The following is an 18,660-nucleotide window of genomic DNA, read 5'->3' as shown; positions in this document are numbered from 1 at the left end:
CACTCCGTCTCATCTGGTATGACCAGATCATATTGCTGGATTCAGGAGACTGACATGCTCTACAAAGGCGACACCCTGTACCTCGACTGGCTGGAAGATGGCATCGCCGAACTGGTGTTCGATGCCCCAGGTTCGGTCAACAAGCTTGATACCGCAACCGTAGCCAGCCTCGGTCATGCGCTGGACGTACTGGAAAAACAAAGCGATCTCAAAGGTCTGCTGCTGCGCTCTGAAAAAGCGGCATTTATCGTCGGCGCGGATATCACCGAATTCCTCTCGCTGTTCCTGGTCCCTGAGGAGCAGTTAAGCCAGTGGCTGCATTTTGCTAACAGCGTCTTCAATCGTCTGGAAGATCTCCCCGTCCCCACTATCTCTGCCGTCAATGGCTATGCGCTGGGCGGCGGTTGCGAATGCGTGCTGGCGACCGATTACCGCCTGGCGACGCCGGACCTGCGCATTGGGCTGCCGGAAACCAAGCTCGGCATTATGCCGGGCTTCGGCGGTTCCGTGCGTCTGCCGCGCCTGCTCGGCGCCGATAGCGCGCTGGAAATTATTGCCGCCGGGAAAGACGTCGGCGCCGATCAAGCACTGAAAATCGGCCTGGTGGATGGCGTGGTCGCTGCGGAAAAACTACGCGACGGCGCGCTGGCGATCCTACGTCAGGCCATGAATGGCGACCTGGACTGGAAAGCGAAACGTCAGCCGAAGCTGGAGCCGCTGAAGCTCAGCAAAATTGAAGCCGCCATGAGCTTCACGATTGCCAAAGGCATGGTCGCGCAAACCGCCGGGAAGCATTACCCGGCGCCGATCACCGCGGTCAAAACCATTGAAGCCGCCGCGCGTCTTGGTCGTGAAGAAGCCCTGGTGCTGGAAAATAAAAGCTTTGTCCCGCTGGCCCATACCAATGAGGCCCGCGCGCTGGTTGGTATCTTCCTGAACGACCAGTACGTCAAAGCGAAAGCGAAAAAGCTGACCAAAGATGTCGAGACGCCGAAGCATGCTGCCGTCCTGGGCGCTGGCATTATGGGCGGCGGTATCGCTTACCAGTCGGCCTGGAAGGGCGTGCCGGTGGTGATGAAAGACATCAGCGACAAATCGCTGACCCTTGGCATGACCGAAGCGGCGAAGCTGCTGAATAAACAGCTGGAACGCGGCAAAATCGACGGTCTGAAGCTGGCCGGAGTGATAAGCACCATTCAGCCAACCCTGGAATACAGCGGTTTTGATCGCGTCGACGTGGTTGTTGAAGCGGTGGTCGAAAACCCGAAAGTGAAGAAAGCCGTACTAGCGGAAACCGAGTCAAAAGTGCGCCCGGATACCGTGCTGGCGTCCAACACCTCAACGATCCCCATCAGCGAGCTGGCCAGCGTTCTGCAGCGCCCGGAAAACTTCTGCGGTATGCACTTCTTTAACCCGGTGCATCGCATGCCGCTGGTTGAAGTGATCCGCGGCGAAAAAACCTCGGATAATACCATTGCCAAAGTGGTGGCCTGGGCCAGCAAAATGGGCAAAACGCCGATCGTGGTGAATGATTGTCCCGGCTTCTTCGTCAACCGGGTACTGTTCCCCTACTTCGCCGGCTTCAGCCAGCTGCTGCGCGACGGAGCGGACTTCCGCAAAGTCGACAAAGTGATGGAGAAACAGTTTGGCTGGCCGATGGGCCCGGCTTATCTACTGGACGTGGTCGGCATCGATACCGCGCACCATGCTCAGGCGGTCATGGCGGCGGGCTTCCCGCAGCGGATGCAGAAAGATTATCGCGACGCCATCGACGCCCTGTTTGACGCCAACCGTTTCGGCCAGAAGAACGGCCTCGGCTTCTGGCGCTATAAAGACGACAGCAAAGGTAAGCCGAAGAAAGAAGAAGATGCTGCCGTCGACAGCCTGCTGGCCGACGTCAGCCAGTCGAAGCGCGATTTCAGCGATGAAGAGATTATCGCCCGCATGATGATCCCGATGGTTAACGAAGTCGTCCGCTGCCTGGAAGAAGGCATTATCGCCAGCCCGGCGGAAGCGGATATGGCGCTGGTATACGGCCTGGGCTTCCCTCCGTTCCACGGCGGCGCATTCCGCTGGCTGGACACCATCGGCAGCGCGAAGTATCTCGATATAGCGCAGCAATACCAGCACCTTGGCCCGCTGTATGAAGTGCCAGCCGGTCTGCGTGACAAAGCGCGCCATAACGAAGCGTATTATCCCCAGGTAGAGCCAGCCCGTCCGGTTGGCGCTCTGAAAACGGCTTAAGGAGTCACAATGGAACAGGTTGTCATTGTCGATGCAATTCGCACCCCGATGGGCCGTTCGAAGGGCGGCGCATTTCGCCACGTGCGCGCGGAAGACCTCTCCGCGCACCTGATGCGTAGCCTGCTGTCGCGCAATCCGTCGCTTGAGGCAAGCGCGATAGACGATATCTACTGGGGTTGCGTGCAGCAAACCCTCGAGCAGGGTTTTAACATCGCCCGAAACGCGGCGCTGCTGGCGGAGATCCCGCATTCGGTACCAGCAAATACGGTCAACCGTCTGTGCGGTTCTTCCATGCAGGCGCTGCACGATGCGGCCCGTATGATCATGACCGGCGATGCCAGCGTCTGCCTGATTGGCGGCGTCGAGCACATGGGCCATGTGCCAATGAGCCATGGCGTCGATTTCCATCCGGGCCTCAGCCGCAACGTGGCAAAGGCGGCAGGGATGATGGGGCTGACTGCGGAGATGCTGGCGCGTCTGCACGGTATTAGCCGCGAGATGCAGGATCAGTTCGCCGCGCGCTCTCACGCTCGTGCCTGGGCCGCAACCCAGTCCGGCGCATTCAAAGCGGAGATTATCCCCACCGGCGGCCACGATGCCGATGGCGTACTCAAGTCCTTTAACTATGACGAGGTGATCCGCCCGGAAACCACCGTCGAGACGCTGTCCACGCTTAAACCGGCGTTTGACCCGGTGACCGGTACGGTAACGGCGGGTACCTCTTCCGCCCTTTCCGATGGCGCAGCGGCGATGCTGCTGATGAGCGAAAGCCGCGCTCGCGAGCTGGGGCTGAAGCCGCGCGCTCGCGTCCGTTCAATGGCGGTGGTCGGCTGCGACCCGTCCATTATGGGTTATGGCCCGGTTCCGGCCTCAAAGCTGGCGCTGAAAAAAGCGGGCTTATCCACCAGCAATATCGACGTTTTTGAAATGAATGAAGCATTTGCCGCGCAGATCCTACCGTGTATTAAAGATCTGGGCTTAATGGAGCAGATCGATGAGAAGATCAACCTCAACGGCGGGGCGATCGCGCTCGGTCATCCGCTGGGCTGTTCCGGGGCGCGTATTAGCACCACGCTGATCAACCAGATGGAGCGCAAAGACGCTCAGTTCGGCCTCGCCACCATGTGTATCGGCCTGGGACAAGGGATCGCTACCGTGTTTGAGCGGGTTTAAGCGAAAGGGTATCTCAACGCCATTGCCACCAGAACCTGGCGGCTATGGCGAAGAGAGCAGGTTTAGTTGCCGTTCTTCCCGCCTGTCAGGGGCGGGTTTTTTTATTTTCAGATAAACGCAAACGCATCGCCAAACAGGCGATCTTCACGCGCGCCGCGCTCATTACAGAACAGGTCGCGAGCGATCTTGGCCATCTCAAAACGACCAGCAATGTAGATGTCATGCTCGGCCAGCGTACCGTAATCCTGCAGCACGGCGGTGAGTACCGTACCTGAGCGACCACGCCACCCTTCTTCCGGCTGTTCAACCACCGGCTCGATGCGCAGATTCGGATGCTTGATGCTTAACGCTTCCAGCTCGGCCAGATCGTACAGATGCTTAGCCTCGCGACCGCCCCAATAAATGGCGATATCGCGATCCGGGTTACGCGCCAGCGCGCTTAACAGAATAGAACGCACATAAGAGAATCCGGTACCGCCGGCGATCAGAATCAGCGGGCGATCTTCGTCATCGCGCAGCCACGCTTCGCCATGCGGAATATCAACCTCAATTTCACGCTCTTTCAGAATGCGATCCATGACCGCCATCGCGTACAGATTGAGCTCCGAGGCGCCGATATGCAGCTCGATAAATTCCTGTTCCGCCGGCGTGGAAGCCATGGAGAACGGGCGCTTGTCGCGCTCATCCATTACCACCATCAGATACTGGCCGGCACGGAAGGAAAATGCCGCTTCCGGCACTAATCGAACACGATATACGGTATCGGTAATCGCCTCCACCGAGGTCACTTTACAGCTTAAGGTTGTCATGCGTCCCCTCTGTCGGGTCAATAGAGCAAAACAGCGGCGTTAGCCCCGCTTACTGTTGTTTAAAGATGGCCAGTTCATCCCAGATGGCGTCAATACGCGCCGTAACGGCAGGATCTTTTTTGATTGGGCGACCCCATTCACGCTGGGTTTCGCCAGGCCATTTATTGGTGGCATCCAGCCCCATTTTTGAACCCAGGCCGGAAACCGGCGAGGCAAAATCCAGATAATCAATTGGCGTATTCTCTACCAGTACCGTATCACGAGCCGGGTCCATACGGGTAGTGATCGCCCAAATCACATCGTTCCAGTCGCGTGCATTGACGTCGTCATCGCAGACAATCACGAACTTGGTGTACATAAACTGGCGCAGGAACGACCAGACGCCCATCATTACGCGCTTGGCATGTCCCGCGTACTGTTTTTTCATGGTCACCACCGCCAGGCGATAGGAGCACCCTTCCGGCGGCAGATAGAAATCAACGATTTCCGGGAACTGCTTTTGCAGGATCGGGACGAAGACTTCATTCAGCGCCACGCCCAGCACCGCTGGCTCATCGGGCGGTCGGCCGGTATAGGTAGAATGATAAATCGCGTCTTCACGCTGGGTAATATGGGTTACCGTAAACACCGGGAACTGGTCTACTTCATTGTAGTAACCGGTGTGGTCGCCATACGGGCCTTCCGGCGCCATTTCACCGGCCTCAATGTAGCCTTCTAGCACAATTTCCGCGCTGGCCGGCACTTCAAGGTCATTGGAGACGCACTTAACCACTTCGGTCTTGGTGCCGCGCAGCAGGCCTGCAAAGGCATATTCCGACAGGGGATCGGGCACCGGCGTCACCGCGCCAAGAATGGTTGCCGGATCGGCGCCAAGCGCCACGGAAACCGGGAAGCGTTCGCCCGGACGCGCCGCGCACCACTCCTGGAAATCCAGCGCGCCGCCGCGATGAGACAGCCAGCGCATAATCAGTTTGTTTTTGCCGATCAGCTGCTGGCGATAAATTCCCAGGTTCTGCCGCTCTTTGTGCGGCCCGCGGGTTACCGTCAACCCCCAGGTGATCAGCGGCGCGGCATCTTCCGGCCAGCAGGTCATAATCGGGATTTTATTCAGATCGACATCATCGCCCTGGATGATTTTTTGCTGACAGGGGGCGCCACGCAGGCGTTTGGTCGGCATATTCAGCACTTGCTTGAACTGCGGCAGCTTATCAAACAGGTCGCGGAAGCCTTTTGGCGGCTCAGGTTCTTTCAGAAAGGCCAACAGTTTACCCACCTCGCGCAGCGAACTGACATCCTCCTGCCCCATCCCCAACGCCACGCGACGCGGCGTGCCGAACAGATTGCACAGCACCGGCATGGTATAGCCTTTCGGATTCTCAAACAGCAGCGCCGGGCCGCCGGCGCGCAGAGTCCGGTCGGCAATTTCGGTGATTTCCAGGTGAGGATCGACCGGCAGAGTGATACGTTTTAGTTCGCCCTGTTGTTCCAGGAGTGTCAGAAAGTCGCGAAGATCGTGATATTTCATGGAAGTGTTATTGACCTCTCTACAGGCGGCTAATTATACGGTGTTCGACGGCGCGATGCTGTAATTTTGTTAAATTAGCGTGAAAGAACGCTGAAATTTGGATTTCAATTATAATGGCTTTCGCGATTACACCAGCCATTTGTTATGCTTGCCGTTATTAGAAGTGGAATGAGTCATTATGCAAGCCTGGTACTTACTGTATTGCAAACGTGGGCAGCTACAACGAGCCCAGGAACATCTGGAACGTCAGTCAGTTAACTGCCTGATGCCGACGATTGCGCTGGAAAAAATCATTCGCGGTAAACGCACCATGGTCAGCGAACCGTTGTTCCCGAACTACCTGTTTATTGAGTTCGATCCAGAGGTGATTCATACCACCACCATCAGCGCCACTCGCGGGGTTAACAACTTCGTGCGCTTTGGCGCCCTACCCGCTATCGTCCCCTCGGCGGTCATCCATCAGCTTTCTATCTACAAACCGGAAGGGATTACCGACCCGGAAACGCCGCATGAGGGCGATAGCGTGCTAATCACCGACGGCGCGTTTGAAGGCCTGGAGGCGATCTTCACCGAGCCCGACGGCGAAGCGCGCTCTATGTTGCTGTTAAACCTGCTGAATAAGCAAGTCCTGCAGAGCGTTAAAAATACCGACTTCCAGAAAATCTAAACGCCGTTAATGTCAACGCCAAACAGCGCCCTGACGTTTGCGTCCGTTTGCGCCTCCAGCCATTGCGCCTCCTCGCCGCGCCAGGCCGCGACGCTGGCCAGGATATGCGGCAAATACGCGGGCTCGTTACGCCGCGAGGCCGGTTTCGGCTTGAGGTCGCGCGGCAGCAGATAAGGCGCATCGGTCTCCAGCAGCAGACGTTCCGCCGGGATCGCCGGCAGCAGCTCGCGCAGCTCCAGTCCCCGCCGCTCATCGCATACCCAACCGGTAATACCGATAAACAGGCCCAGATCCAGGCATTCCTGCACCTCGCTGCGGCTGCCGGTAAAGCAGTGCAGCACCGCGCCCGGGATCTTCTCAAGCCAGGGTTTAAGCAGCGTCAGAAACCGATCGTGGGCGTCGCGGCAGTGCAAAAACACCGGCATCGACAGCTCAGCGGCCAGCGCCAACTGGGCGCTGAACGCTACCTCCTGCTCGTGCGGCGTGGAAAAATTCCGGTTAAAATCCAGACCGCACTCGCCTATCGCCACCACCTGCGGCTCGCCGGCGAGGGTATAAATCGCCTCGGCGACCGCTGGCGTCCAGCTGCTACCGTCATGGGGATGAACCCCCGCCGTGGACCAGCAGCCGGAATAGCGGCTCGCCAGTTTCTGCGCCTGCTGGCTCTCCGCCAAATTTGTGCCGGTCAGCAGCATGCCGTTAACCCCCGCCGCCAGGGCGCGCGCCACTACCTCATCATGATCGCGGGAAAACTGCGAACTGGTCAGATTAACGCCGATATCAAACATGATCGCTCCCATATGCCAACCGCCCTGACGGGCGGTTGGCGGTATTACTCTTCTCTGTGCTCTGCGGCTTCAGCTTCGGCCGCGGCGTCGTCATCGCGCGTCAGGCGCTTCCCGGTGTAGAAGCGGGCAAAGAACACCCCGACTTCAAACAGACAGTACATCGGAATGGCCAGCAGTGTCTGCGAGAATACGTCCGGCGGCGTCAGCAGCATGCCCACCACGAAGGCACCCACCAGCACATACGGCCTTTTTTTACGCAAGTCTTCCGGCGTGGTAACGCCCATCCAGCAGAGCAACACAATGGCGACCGGCACCTCAAAGGAGACCCCGAATGCCATAAACAGCGCCATCACGAAGTCGAGATAGCTGCGAATATCGGTCGAGACCAGCACCCCTTCCGGCGCCGCATGGGTCAGGAAGCCGAACGCCAGCGGAAACACGACAAAATAGGCGAAAGCCATGCCGATATAGAACAGCAGGGTACTGGATACCAGTAAAGGCACCACCAGCCGGCGTTCGTGCTTATACAACGCCGGCGCGACGAAGGCCCATACCTGGTAAAGAATAATCGGCACCGACAGGATCACCGACACCATGAAGGTCAACTTTATCGGCGTAAAGAAAGGTGAAGCGACATCGGTGGCGATCATCGTCGCGCCCACAGGCATCTTACTGATAAGCGGGGCCGAGACCAGCTGGTAGATATCATTGGCGAAATAGACCAGCGCCAGGAAGATCACCAGAATAGCAATGATGCTGTTGAGCAGACGCTTGCGCAGCTCAATCAGATGCGAAATTAGCGGTTGTGTATCGTCTACGCCCATGTTTACGGTTTATCACTCGATGCGGGGGAAGAATGGGGAACTGCCGCCGTAGCGGACGTTTTCTCTGCCTGAAGGTCAGCCGGTGAAGCAGATTGCTCGTCGGCAACGGGATCTGGCGCATGAGCCGGAGCGCTGGCCTGATGTTCTGCCGTCGCCGGCGTGACGTCCTGGCGCTGCGCTTCGCTGCCTTTGACCACCGGATTAAGGATGGTATTGGCTTCGTCGCTGGCTTTTTCGGGATCGTGGGCGCTATAGGAGCGCTTCATCGACTCCGCGGCCTCGCGCAGTTCATCCATCGAGGCTTTCAGCTCCGGCGTCAGGTTATTCAGGCTAGCCTTTTCCACCTTCTTCAGGCTCTCCTGGAACTCCTGCAGTTTTAGCTCCTGGGCCAGCTCATTTTGTACCGTGGTCGCCAGCGAGCGTAACGTACGGATCCAGCCAACTACCGTTTTAACCGCTACGGGAAGCCGCTGTGGCCCCAGAACAATGAGGCCAATCACAAACACCAGCAGTAGTTCACTAAAACCAATATCGAACACGAGTTACACCTGCTCTTTGTCGTGGCGTTTTGTCTCGTCTTTTTTTGCATCATCCTGTTTATCGGCGATGGTTTTCGCCGTGAAATCTGCGTCTGGCGCCGACTTTTCGGGTTTATCATCATCACTCATGGCTTTTTTAAAGCCTTTGATAGATGCCCCTAAGTCAGACCCCAGCGAGCTCAGCTTCTTCGTCCCAAAAAGCAGAACTACGATGACGACAACAATTAATAACTGCCAAATACTGATACCACCCATACACGTTCCCCTATGACAGATGATGAATTGTGTGGACGCATTATACACGCCATCCTGCGAGCCGCCTCTTCGTCAGGCCGCCGACATGATTTTGCGCAAATAAGCCTGCGTCATGAAGAGGCGAACCGATCAGTGGGTTTTCCGCCAGCCAATAAGCCAGGTCACCACACCGCCGGCCATCAGCCAACCGGGCATCATTCCCCACTCAGGGCGATGGATAAAGAGCAGCGTACCACTGAGCAATAAAACCGCGCCTATACCAAACAGGTAACGGGATTGGCCCTGGCGCACATGACGCACACGCATATCCCGCACAATAGTATCGACGCTGGTCTGCAGCTGTTTGCTCTGCTGCAGGCTCTGATACACCAGCTCAGGTATTTCCGGCATTCTTTCGATCCAGAACGGCGCTTTGTCTTTAAACGCGCGCACCAGCGCCGGAATGCCGACCTGATCTTTGATCCACGACTCGAGGAAAGGCTTCGCCGTTTTCCACAAGTCTAACTGAGGATAGAGCTGCCGGCCTACCCCTTCTACGTAAAGTAATGTCTTCTGTAGTAAAACGAGCTGCGGCTGGACTTCCATATTGAAACGCCGCGCGGTATTGAACAGATTAAGCAGCACGTGGCCGAAGGAGATCTCCGCCAGCGGCTTCTCAAAGATCGGCTCGCAGACCGTGCGGATCGCGAACTCAAACTCTTCAACGTTGGTATCGGGCGGAACCCAACCGGAATCGACGTGCAGCTCGGCAACTTTACGATAATCGCGGTTGAAAAAGGCGATAAAGTTTTCCGCCAGATAGCGCTTATCTTCTTTGTTCAGTGAGCCGACAATACCGCAGTCGATGCCGATATACTGCGGATCTTCCGGATGCTCGTAGCTGACGAATATGTTGCCAGGATGCATATCGGCATGGAAGAAGCTGTCGCGGAACACCTGGGTGAAGAAGACCTGCACGCCCCGCTCCGCCAGCAGCTGCATATTGGTGCCCTGGGCCTCCAGCGCCTCCACATCGGACACCGGGATACCGTAAATGCGCTCCATTACCATCATGCTTTCGCTGCAGTAGTCGGGGTACACCTCCGGCACGTACAGCATCGGGCTGTCTTCGAAATTACGCCGCAGCTGAATAGCGTTGGCGGATTCCCGCAGCAGGTTCAGCTCATCCAGCAGCGTTTTTTCATATTCACGAACTACCTCCTGCGGGCGCAGACGACGACCGTCAGGCAGCAGACGCGGTACCCAGCGCGCCAGGCGGTAGATGAGCTTCATGTCCGCTTTAATGATCGGCAAAATATCCGGGCGGATAACCTTGATCACCACCTCTTTGCCATTCTCCTTCAGACGCGCGGTATGCACCTGGGCGATGGACGCCGAGGCTAACGGCTCAACGGAGAAATCATCAAACCAGGTCTCGACCGGCAGCCCCCCCATCGCTTTCTCTATCTGCTGCTGCGCGAGCTTCCCTTCAAAGGGCGCCACGCGGTCCTGCAACAGCGCTAGCTGATCGGCAATATGCGGCGGAAAGAGATCCCGGCGGGTGGAAAGCATCTGGCCGAATTTTATCCACACCGGCCCCAGCTCCTGGAGCGCCAGCCGAAGGCGGGCGCCAAGAGGCTGATCCTGATGGCGGTTTGGCATCCAGAACAGCATCCGCCGCCAGATACGCAGCGGCAGCGTGATCCGCATTTTGGGGATGAGCTCATCGAGCCCGTAGCTCAAAAAGGTGTGGATGATGAAATACAGGCGCCGTAATTCTCCTGGCGTCATTTGCCCTCCAGCGTTTCCAGCCGTTTTTCCAGTGCGGCCAGCGCGCGCTCAATAGCCGTTGTCTCTTCAGCAAACCAGGCCAGCTCCAGCGGCCCCGGCGCCAGGCGCCACTCTTCAGTGATCGCTTCCGCGACATAGCGCTGCTGGCGCTCTGCGCCCTTCAGCAGAAACTGAGCGCCGCCGCGCAGGACTTTACCGACGCCTTCGGCCACAATATCGCCGGTATAGGGCGCCAGCAGTTCAGCGGGATCAAACTCTGCCAGGTCGCACAGGGAGACCATATTCTGCACCACCTGCAGATCGCCCTGCACTTCCAGATCACCGCTGCGAATAAGCGCCGTGAGCTGCTGACGATTGCGCAGTTTTGGCAGCACGCTGAGCCGGGTAATCACGGTGCAATCGGCCTCTCCGTCCCAGGCGCTCAGGACGTCAACCTGGCGTTCGCTGAATACCAGCACCACGGGCGTGGCGAAATCCTGCAGCTGGACCCGCAATACCTTGCCCAGCAGGCGCTGGCGAGCGGGTTTAAGCGCTTTGTCGCGCCAGAGGAAAGTATTCAGCGCCGTTTCAATGCCAGCGGTAACCAGGGGTGTGAAAGGCATAGCGTCCCTCCTGTCAGAACTTGTAACCGCGATGCAAAGCAACGATACCCGCCGTCAGGTTGTAGTAATCCACGTTTTCGAAGCCCGCATCCTGCATCATCCCTTTCAGGGTTTCCTGGTCCGGATGCATACGAATAGATTCCGCCAGGTAGCGATAGCTGTCGCCATCTTTTGCCACCAGCTCGCCCACCTTCGGCAGGATATGGAAGGAGTAAGCGTCGTAGGCTTTGCTCAGCGGTTCGATAATGGGTTTAGAAAACTCCAGCACCAGCAGACGTCCGCCCGGCTTCAGCACGCGATACATCGAACGCAGCGCTTTCTCTTTGTCGGTCACGTTACGCAGACCGAAAGAGATGGTGATGCAGTCAAAGGTATTATCAGCAAAAGGCAGGGCTTCCGCGTTGGCCTGAACATACTCAACGTTGCCTACGATGCCGATATTGCGCAGCTTTTCGCGGCCCATTTTGAGCATAGAATCATTGATATCAGCAAGCATGACGCGGCCGGTTTCCCCTACCAGGCGGGAGAACTTGGCCGTCAAATCACCGGTACCACCAGCCAGATCCAGCACGGTCTGCCCGCGACGTACGCCGCTGCAGTCGATGGTGAAACGCTTCCACAAACGATGGATCCCAAACGACATCAGGTCGTTCATCACATCATATTTTGCGGCGACAGAATGGAATACATGCGCCACCATATCTGCTTTCTGCTCTTTAGCGACCGTCTGAAAGCCAAAGTGCGTCGTTTCTTGTGAATCCTCAACCATCTCTATGCCTGCTTGCTTTTCAAGAAAATGTTCACTGAGTGTATCAGACTCAGCGCATTTCCCATACGTTTCAGCGTGGCGGAGCCGCCTCCCGGCTACGCACCGTCTCGGCAGAGTCGGGTGAAAATGCGTCATTTTCCGGCAGGTTATCCTCATCTTCGAGACGATATTGCTCGTCCTGAGCCGTAGCTTGTTCGACTAAATCAGGATTAATCCCGCGCTTGACCTCCACGCCCAGGCCGCGAAAGGCCTCCGCCTGGGCCAGCAGATTGCCACGCCCGGAAGCGAGCTTTTTCATCGCCTGGCGATAGCTCTCTTGCGCCTTATCCAGGCTCTGGCCGATGGCGGACATATCATCCACAAACAGGCGCATTTTGTCGTAAAGGCGCCCCGCCCGCTCGGCAATCTTTTGCGCGTTACGACTCTGGTGCTCATAGCGCCACAGATTGGCGATAGTGCGCAGGGCTACCAGCAGCGTCGTCGGGCTAACCAGCATAATATTATTTTGCAACGCCTCGCTGATGAGCTCAGGCTGGCGATCGATGGCCAGCAGGAACGCCGGCTCAACGGGAATAAACATCAGCACATAGTCGAGCGAGCGCAGGCCAGGCAGCTGTTGATAATCCTTGCGTCCCAGCAGGCGAATATGGTTACGCACCGAGGCAAGGTGTTCCTGCAGCGCGACTTCGCGGGTGTAGTCGTCTTCGGCGTTGAAATAGCGCTCATAGGCGACCAGGGTCATTTTGGCGTCGATCACCACGTCCTTACCCTGCGGCAGGCGCACGATAACGTCCGGCTGCATCCGCGAGCGGTTGTCGGTCTCAATACTGACCTGAGTCTGGTACTCATAGCCTTCGCGCAGGCCGGAGGCCTCCAGCACGCGGGTTAAGACCACTTCCCCCCAGTTGCCCTGAGTTTTGTTATCCCCCTTCAGAGCTTTGGTCAGGTTCAGCGCCTCCTGTGCCATCTGCGCGTTCAACTGCTGCAGATTGCGGATCTCATGCGCCAGGGTATGTCTTTCACGCGCCTCCTGGCCAAAGCTCTCCTGCACCTGGCGGCGGAACCCGTCCAGCTGTTCGCGTAGCGGCGTCAGCAGGCCATGCAGGCTCTGGCGGTTTTGCTCATCGACCCGCCGGTTGCTGTGTTCGAAAATACGGTTGGCGAGGTTTTCAAACTGCTCGCTAAGGCGCTGCTCGCTGTTCATCATCTGGCGGATCTTATCTTCCGCATGCAGCTGGGTGGATTCGAGCCGGGTGGTGACCTCACGGAGATCGGCCTCGAGCGAGGTATTGATATCCCGTAGGCTGCGCAGCTCGTTGTTCAGCAGCTCACACTCCTCACGCCAGTGGGCCTCCTGCGCCAGTTGCTGGCGGGCGGCGCTCAGCTCAATATCCAACTCTCGCCGTTCCTCGATGAGATCGGCCCGAATTTGATCGGCGCGCGCTTTGGTCGCCAGCCAGCCGACCATTAACCCGGCTGCCAGTGCGATAACCGCGCTGATAATAATGGAGAGATCCACGACGCCCCCTGCGATAACCTGATGACACAAAATAGAATTGTGCTGTACAAACGTCCAGTTTAAAAGGAATTTCCTGCGAGAGGCGACGCAAAAAAGAAAGGCCGGAGGATCCGGCCTGACAGGGAAAGTGTTGAGTTACAGCAGACGACGCGCCGCTTCCACGACGATTTTCACCGCGTGGCTTTCGGTTTGCTTCATGGTTTCGGCGTTAGGGATCTCTTGCTGGGTACGGTTCACGATAACCCCAGCCACCATCCCGGCGCGCAGGCCCTGGCTGGCGCACATGGTCAGCAGCGTGGCGGATTCCATTTCATAGTTCATCACGCCCATTGCCTGCCACTCTTCCATTGAGCCCTTGAAGCGGCTCACGACGCGGCCGGAGAAGGTGTCGTAACGCTCCTGGCCCGGGTAGAAGGTATCCGAGGAAGCGGTTACGCCGATATGGGTGGTGGCGCCGATTGATTTCGCCGCTTCCACCAGCGCGGTGGTGCAGGCGAAGTCTGCGACGGCCGGGAATTCCATCGGCGCGAAGTGCAGGCTGGCGCCGTCCAGACGAACGGAGGCGGTAGTCACCAACACATCGCCAACGTTGATGTGCGGTTGAATCGCACCTGTGGTGCCGATACGCAGGAAGGTACGCACCCCCAGCTGCGCCAGCTCTTCCACGGCGATGGAAGTCGACGGGCCGCCGATGCCGGTAGAGCAGACGATCACTGGTTTGCCGTCCAGCTCCGCGCGCCAGGAGGTAAATTCGCGGTGAGATGCCAGTTTAACCGGCTTATCCATCAGCGCGGCGATCTTTTCCACACGCTCCGGATCGCCAGGGACGATAGCCAGCGTAGCCCCTTGTAAATCGTTCTTGGTGAGGCCGAGATGAAAAACATCAGACTTGGACATAAAAAACTCCTCTGTGGGTCGAATTATCAGCAGAAGCAAAACGGTACTGTACAGAAGCCCCTGGCAACATTTTGTGATGATAGTCACCAAGACCAATAATGGTTGCAGTTGTTTTTCAGTAAATAGTGATGCACATCACATTAACAAGTTATATTCATCATCACAGAACAAAAGATAGCCGCTTTCAGGCACTGTGCTTTATTACCGCCCGAACTAAAGGTAAAGGGTCTATAGTTACTGATGCGCTAATAAATAAGGGTACGGAGAATACCATGACCACCACCAAGCAACCTGGATTCGCACCTGCAGCTTCACCACACGCCGCAACCGCCGTTCATACGCCGGAAGAGCATATTATCGCCGGAGAGACGTCGATTCCCTCTCAGGGTGAAAACATGCCGGCCTACCACGCCCGCCCGAAAAATGCCGACGGTCCGCTGCCGATCGTTATCGTGGTACAGGAAATTTTCGGCGTGCATGAACATATTCGCGATCTTTGTCGCCGCCTGGCACAGGAAGGCTATCTGGCTATCGCGCCTGAATTGTACTTCCGTCAGGGCGATCCGAATGAGTACCACGATATCCCGACCCTGTTCAAAGAGCTGGTCAGCAAGGTGCCGGACGCGCAGGTGCTGGCGGATCTCGACCACGTCGCCAGCTGGGCGGCGCGCCACGGCGGCGATGCCCATCGTCTGCTGATCACCGGCTTCTGCTGGGGCGGACGCATTACCTGGCTGTATGCCGCGCATAACCCGCAGCTTAAAGCGGCAGTGGCCTGGTACGGTAAGCTGGTGGGAGAAAAATCACTGAATTCGCCGAAGCACCCGGTAGATATCGCCGTCGATCTCAACGCCCCGGTGCTTGGTCTGTACGGCGCTAAAGACGCCAGCATTCCGCAGGACACCGTCGAGACTATGCGTCAGGCGCTGCGGGCAGCCAACGCCACGGCGGAAATCGTGGTCTATCCCGAAGCCGATCATGCCTTTAACGCCGACTATCGCGCCAGCTATCATGAAGAGTCAGCCAAAGACGGCTGGCAGCGGATGCTCGCCTGGTTTGCTCAGTATGGCGGTAAAAAAGGGTAATCGCCCTAAGCATGAAAAAAGGAGGCAAATGCCTCCTTTTTGATTTTTCGCGTAACGATTAGGCGGACTGGCGCAGATTTCGCGCCGCTTGCACCATATTCGCCAGCGCGGCGCGGGTTTCCGGCCAGCCGCGAGTTTTCAGGCCGCAGTCCGGGTTAACCCACAGTCGCTCCACCGGGATACGCTGCGCGGCTTTCTTCAGCAGCGCTTCGATCCACTCCACGCTCGGCACGTTTGGCGAGTGAATATCATATACTCCCGGCCCGATCTCATTGGGGTACTCGAACGCTTCGAACGACTCCAGCAGCTCCATATCGGACCGCGAGGTTTCAATGGTGATCACGTCAGCGTCCAGCGCGGCAATGGAGTCCATGATGTCATTGAACTCGCAATAGCACATGTGAGTATGGATCTGCGTGTCGTCTTTGGCGACCGCAGCATTAAGGCGGAAGGCTTCCACACCCCACTGCAGATAGGCATCCCAGTCGCTGCGCTTCAGCGGTAACCCTTCGCGCAGCGCCGGCTCATCAATCTGGATGATGCCGATCCCCGCCGCCTCCAGATCCGCCACTTCATCACGCAGGGCCAGCGCAATCTGTTTCGCGATGGTTTCACGGCTGACATCCTCCCGCGGGAAGGACCAGCACAGAATGGTCACCGGTCCAGTGAGCATCCCTTTCACCGGCTTGTCGGTCAGGGACTGCGCGTACTTCGCCCAGTCGACGGTGATCGCCTGCGGACGGCTGACGTCGCCGATCACCACCGGCGGCTTCACGCAGCGGGAACCATAGCTCTGCACCCAGCCGTTTTGCGTGAAGATAAAACCGTCCAGATGTTCGCCGAAGTATTCCACCATGTCGTTCCGCTCGGCCTCCCCGTGCACCAGTACGTCTAAACCTAACCGCTCCTGCTCGACGATCGCCTGCTTAATATGTTCCGCAATCCCCGTCCGATAATGACTGGCGTCAAGGTTACCCTTTTTGAAGTCCAGGCGCAGGCCGCGGATCTCGGTCGTTTGCGGGAATGACCCGATGGTGGTGGTCGGCCATTTCGGCAGGTTAAAGCGCTGGCGCTGTGCCTGCGCGCGAACCTCATAGGGGCTGGCGCGCTGGCTGTCCTGAGCAGTGATCGCCGCCAGCCGTTTTTCCACCTCCGCGTTGTGCACGCGGGTCGAATGGCGACGGGCCTGGATTGGCGCGCTCCACTCGGTAATCGCCGCCGTATCGCCGCTGTTCAGCGCATCGCGCAGCAGCGCCAGCTCACCGCATTTCTGCAGCGCGAAGGCAAACCAGCTCTTCACTTCCGCATCAAGGCGCGTCTCCACGCTCAGATCGATCGGGCTATGTAGCAGAGAGCAGGATGACGCGACCCATAGCTCGCGCTTACCGACGAGGTCTTTAATTTGCGCATACTTTTCGGTGAGATCGGCGCGCCAGACGTTACGCCCATTGATCAAGCCCGCGGACAGCAGCCAGTCGGCCGGCAGGCGGTTGTGCAGTTCGGCAACATCATCTTTGCCGTGCACCAGATCGACGTGCAGCCCCTGGACCGGTAGCGCAGCAATGGTCGCGAGATTGTCGCTAACGCCTTCAAAATAGGTAGTCAGCAGCAGCTTCACCTGGCCCTGCAGGGCGTCATAAGCCGGTTGAAAGGCCTCCAGCCACGCTGGCGGCAGCTCCAGCACCAGCGCCGGTTCATCAATCTGCACCCAATCGATGCCGCGCTTCGCCAGTTCGGCCAGCACCTGCTGGTAAACCGGCAGGATGGCATTCAGCAGGGTCAGGCGGTCAAACGGTTCACCTTTCACTTTACCCAGCCACAGATAGGTTACCGGCCCCAGCAGCACGGGCTTGATCTTGTGGCCCAGCGCCAGCGCTTCGTCTACTTCATCCAGCAGTTGGGTCCAGCTCAGTTTGAACTGCTGGCCCTTCACGAACTCCGGCACCATATAGTGATAGTTGGTGTTAAACCATTTGGTCATTTCCGCAGCGGCGGCCGGTTCGCCAGTCGGCGCGCGGCCGCGGCCAATGCGGAACAGGGTATCGATGTCGATGGATCCGTCTTTGTTCTGATGACGAGCCGGCACGTTGCCAAGCAGCAGGCTGGTAGTCAGAACATGGTCGTACCAGGCGAAATCCCCCACCGGCAGCAGATCAACGCCCGCCTGTTTCTGCTGTTCCCAGTGACGGGCGCGCAGCTCACGGCCTACCGCCAGCAGTTCCTCGCGAGTGGCGTTGCCCGCCCAGTAGCTCTCTTGCGCTTTTTTCAGCTCGCGGCGCAGGCCAACGCGAGGAAAACCGAGGGTGTGGTTAATAATTGTCATTTTTGTTCCTCTCTTATTTCATTGAATCTGAAGAAAAAATCTCAATAGTTCGGCTTGCCGGAAGGCGGCAACGATGCGCATCCCCAGGAGCTTACTGAAGGAAGTGACTGGGGTAAGCAAGGCAGCCAACGCATCTGCAAGTCGAAATATGACGAGTTTTAGACGTCCAGATGTTTACACATCCATAATTGACAGTTACTGTATATTCCTCAAGCGCAAATTGCTCATGGCGAAGTGAAGGACTTTCATGATCGAAATTAAACATCTGAAAACGCTGCAAGCGTTGCGGAACAGCGGTTCACTGGCGGGTGCGGCAGCGGCCCTGCACCAGACCCAGTCCGCCTTGTCTCACCAGTTCAGCGATCTGGAACAGCGCCTTGGCTTTCGTCTCTTTGTGCGTAAGAGCCAGCCGCTGCGTTTTACGCCTCAGGGGGAAATCCTCTTACAGCTGGCCAACCAGGTGCTGCCGCAGATCGCTCGCGCCCTGCAGGACTGTAACGAACCACAGCAGACCCGGCTGAGGCTGGCTATCGAATGTCACAGCTGTATTCAGTGGCTGACGCCGGCGCTGGAGAATTTCCGCGCCCGCTGGCCACATGTGGAGGTCGACTTCCATTCCGGCGTCACCTTCGACCCACAGCCTGCGCTGCAGCAGGGTGAACTGGATCTGGTGATGACCTCCGATATTCTGCCGCGCAGCGGCCTGCACTACTCGCCGATGTTTGATTTTGAGGTGCGTCTGGTGCTGGCGCCCGAGCATCCGTTAGCTATGAAGACGCTGGTTACCCCGGAGGATCTGGCCGCGGAAACGCTGTTGATTTATCCCGTGCAACGCGGGCGCCTCGATATCTGGCGCCACTTCCTGCAGCCG

17 protein-coding genes are annotated in these 18,660 nt (G+C 57.6%); 4 read left to right on the top strand and 13 right to left on the bottom strand.

From position 1 onward, the window contains the following. The first annotated feature begins 54 nt into the window (after positions 1–54). Both KPHS_01860 and KPHS_01850 read left to right on the top strand, forming a co-directional pair. A complete protein-coding gene (locus KPHS_01860) occupies positions 55–2,244 on the top strand; it encodes a 3-hydroxyacyl-CoA dehydrogenase/3-hydroxybutyryl-CoA epimerase/delta(3)-cis-delta(2)-trans-enoyl-CoA isomerase/enoyl-CoA hydratase (protein YP_005224486.1) in 2,190 nt (729 codons plus the stop codon). 9 nt (positions 2,245–2,253) lie between these two features. Next, a complete protein-coding gene (locus KPHS_01850; protein YP_005224485.1) occupies positions 2,254–3,417 on the top strand; it encodes an acetyl-CoA acetyltransferase in 1,164 nt (387 codons plus the stop codon). Positions 3,418–3,524: 107 nt separating this feature from the next. On the opposite strand, the gene KPHS_01840 is transcribed toward KPHS_01850, so the two are convergent. From KPHS_01840 to KPHS_01820, 3 genes are read right to left on the bottom strand one after another with little or no spacing between them, the layout of a single operon-like run. Then, complete coding sequence (locus KPHS_01840; protein ID YP_005224484.1) at positions 3,525–4,226, bottom strand: FMN reductase; 702 nt, start codon at positions 4,224–4,226, stop codon at positions 3,525–3,527. A gap of 49 nt (positions 4,227–4,275) precedes the next feature. Next, positions 4,276–5,751 carry a 3-octaprenyl-4-hydroxybenzoate carboxy-lyase gene (locus KPHS_01830; protein ID YP_005224483.1) on the bottom strand — a complete coding sequence of 492 codons (1,476 nt, stop codon included), beginning with the start codon at positions 5,749–5,751 and terminating at the stop codon, positions 4,276–4,278. Between the two features lie 19 nt (positions 5,752–5,770). Beyond that, positions 5,771–5,890 carry a hypothetical protein gene (locus tag KPHS_01820; protein ID YP_005224482.1) on the bottom strand — a complete coding sequence of 40 codons (120 nt, stop codon included), beginning with the start codon at positions 5,888–5,890 and terminating at the stop codon, positions 5,771–5,773. A 39-nt stretch (positions 5,891–5,929) separates the two neighbouring features. Here KPHS_01820 and KPHS_01810 point away from each other — a divergent pair, with 39 nt between their 5' ends. After that, a complete protein-coding gene (locus KPHS_01810; protein YP_005224481.1) occupies positions 5,930–6,418 on the top strand; it encodes a transcriptional activator RfaH in 489 nt (162 codons plus the stop codon). Here KPHS_01810 and KPHS_01800 read toward each other — a convergent pair. From KPHS_01800 to KPHS_01720, 9 genes are all read right to left on the bottom strand, one after another. Then, entirely contained in the window at positions 6,415–7,218 is an 804-nt protein-coding gene (locus KPHS_01800) for a deoxyribonuclease TatD (protein YP_005224480.1), read from the bottom strand. The genes KPHS_01810 and KPHS_01800 overlap by 4 nt on opposite strands. Before the next feature lie 32 nt (positions 7,219–7,250). Continuing rightward, the gene (locus tag KPHS_01790; protein YP_005224479.1) at positions 7,251–8,030 is read right to left on the bottom strand and encodes a TatABCE protein translocation system subunit; all 780 of its coding nucleotides are present in this window, start codon (positions 8,028–8,030) and stop codon (positions 7,251–7,253) included. A 2-nt stretch (positions 8,031–8,032) separates the two neighbouring features. Next, positions 8,033–8,569 (bottom strand): sec-independent protein translocase TatB, encoded by a 537-nt coding sequence (locus KPHS_01780; protein ID YP_005224478.1) that lies wholly within the window; start codon positions 8,567–8,569, stop codon positions 8,033–8,035. A gap of 3 nt (positions 8,570–8,572) precedes the next feature. Beyond that, positions 8,573–8,824: a twin arginine translocase protein A gene (locus KPHS_01770; RefSeq protein YP_005224477.1), complete on the bottom strand. Its 252-nt coding sequence runs from the start codon at positions 8,822–8,824 to the stop codon at positions 8,573–8,575. A gap of 129 nt (positions 8,825–8,953) precedes the next feature. Beyond that, the gene (locus tag KPHS_01760; protein YP_005224476.1) at positions 8,954–10,594 is read right to left on the bottom strand and encodes a putative ubiquinone biosynthesis protein UbiB; all 1,641 of its coding nucleotides are present in this window, start codon (positions 10,592–10,594) and stop codon (positions 8,954–8,956) included. Then, positions 10,591–11,196, bottom strand: a complete 606-nt coding sequence (locus KPHS_01750) for an SCP2 domain-containing protein (RefSeq protein YP_005224475.1) — start codon at positions 11,194–11,196, stop codon at positions 10,591–10,593. The genes KPHS_01760 and KPHS_01750 overlap by 4 nt, the downstream gene beginning before the upstream one ends. Before the next feature lie 13 nt (positions 11,197–11,209). Then, positions 11,210–11,965 carry a ubiquinone/menaquinone biosynthesis methyltransferase gene (locus KPHS_01740; RefSeq protein ID YP_005224474.1) on the bottom strand — a complete coding sequence of 252 codons (756 nt, stop codon included), beginning with the start codon at positions 11,963–11,965 and terminating at the stop codon, positions 11,210–11,212. Between the two features lie 70 nt (positions 11,966–12,035). Further along, positions 12,036–13,484, bottom strand: coding sequence for a DNA recombination protein RmuC (locus KPHS_01730; protein YP_005224473.1), 1,449 nt, complete (start codon positions 13,482–13,484; stop codon positions 12,036–12,038). A gap of 135 nt (positions 13,485–13,619) precedes the next feature. Then, on the bottom strand, positions 13,620–14,381 hold the full coding sequence (locus KPHS_01720; protein ID YP_005224472.1) for a uridine phosphorylase: 762 nt from the start codon (positions 14,379–14,381) through the stop codon (positions 13,620–13,622). Positions 14,382–14,653: 272 nt separating this feature from the next. Here KPHS_01720 and KPHS_01710 point away from each other — a divergent pair, with 272 nt between their 5' ends. After that, entirely contained in the window at positions 14,654–15,466 is an 813-nt protein-coding gene (locus tag KPHS_01710; RefSeq protein YP_005224471.1) for a putative dienelactone hydrolase, read from the top strand. A 58-nt stretch (positions 15,467–15,524) separates the two neighbouring features. Here KPHS_01710 and KPHS_01700 read toward each other — a convergent pair whose 3' ends face one another. Then, positions 15,525–17,789, bottom strand: coding sequence for a 5-methyltetrahydropteroyltriglutamate/homocysteine S-methyltransferase (locus KPHS_01700; RefSeq protein ID YP_005224470.1), 2,265 nt, complete (start codon positions 17,787–17,789; stop codon positions 15,525–15,527). Positions 17,790–18,660 lie beyond the last annotated feature (871 nt).

Source organism: Klebsiella pneumoniae subsp. pneumoniae HS11286 (assembly GCF_000240185.1).
GTDB classification, from domain to species: domain Bacteria; phylum Pseudomonadota; class Gammaproteobacteria; order Enterobacterales; family Enterobacteriaceae; genus Klebsiella; species Klebsiella pneumoniae.
The sequence above is the reverse complement of the archived record's forward strand: the minus strand, read 5'-3'. Positions and strand labels throughout refer to the sequence as shown.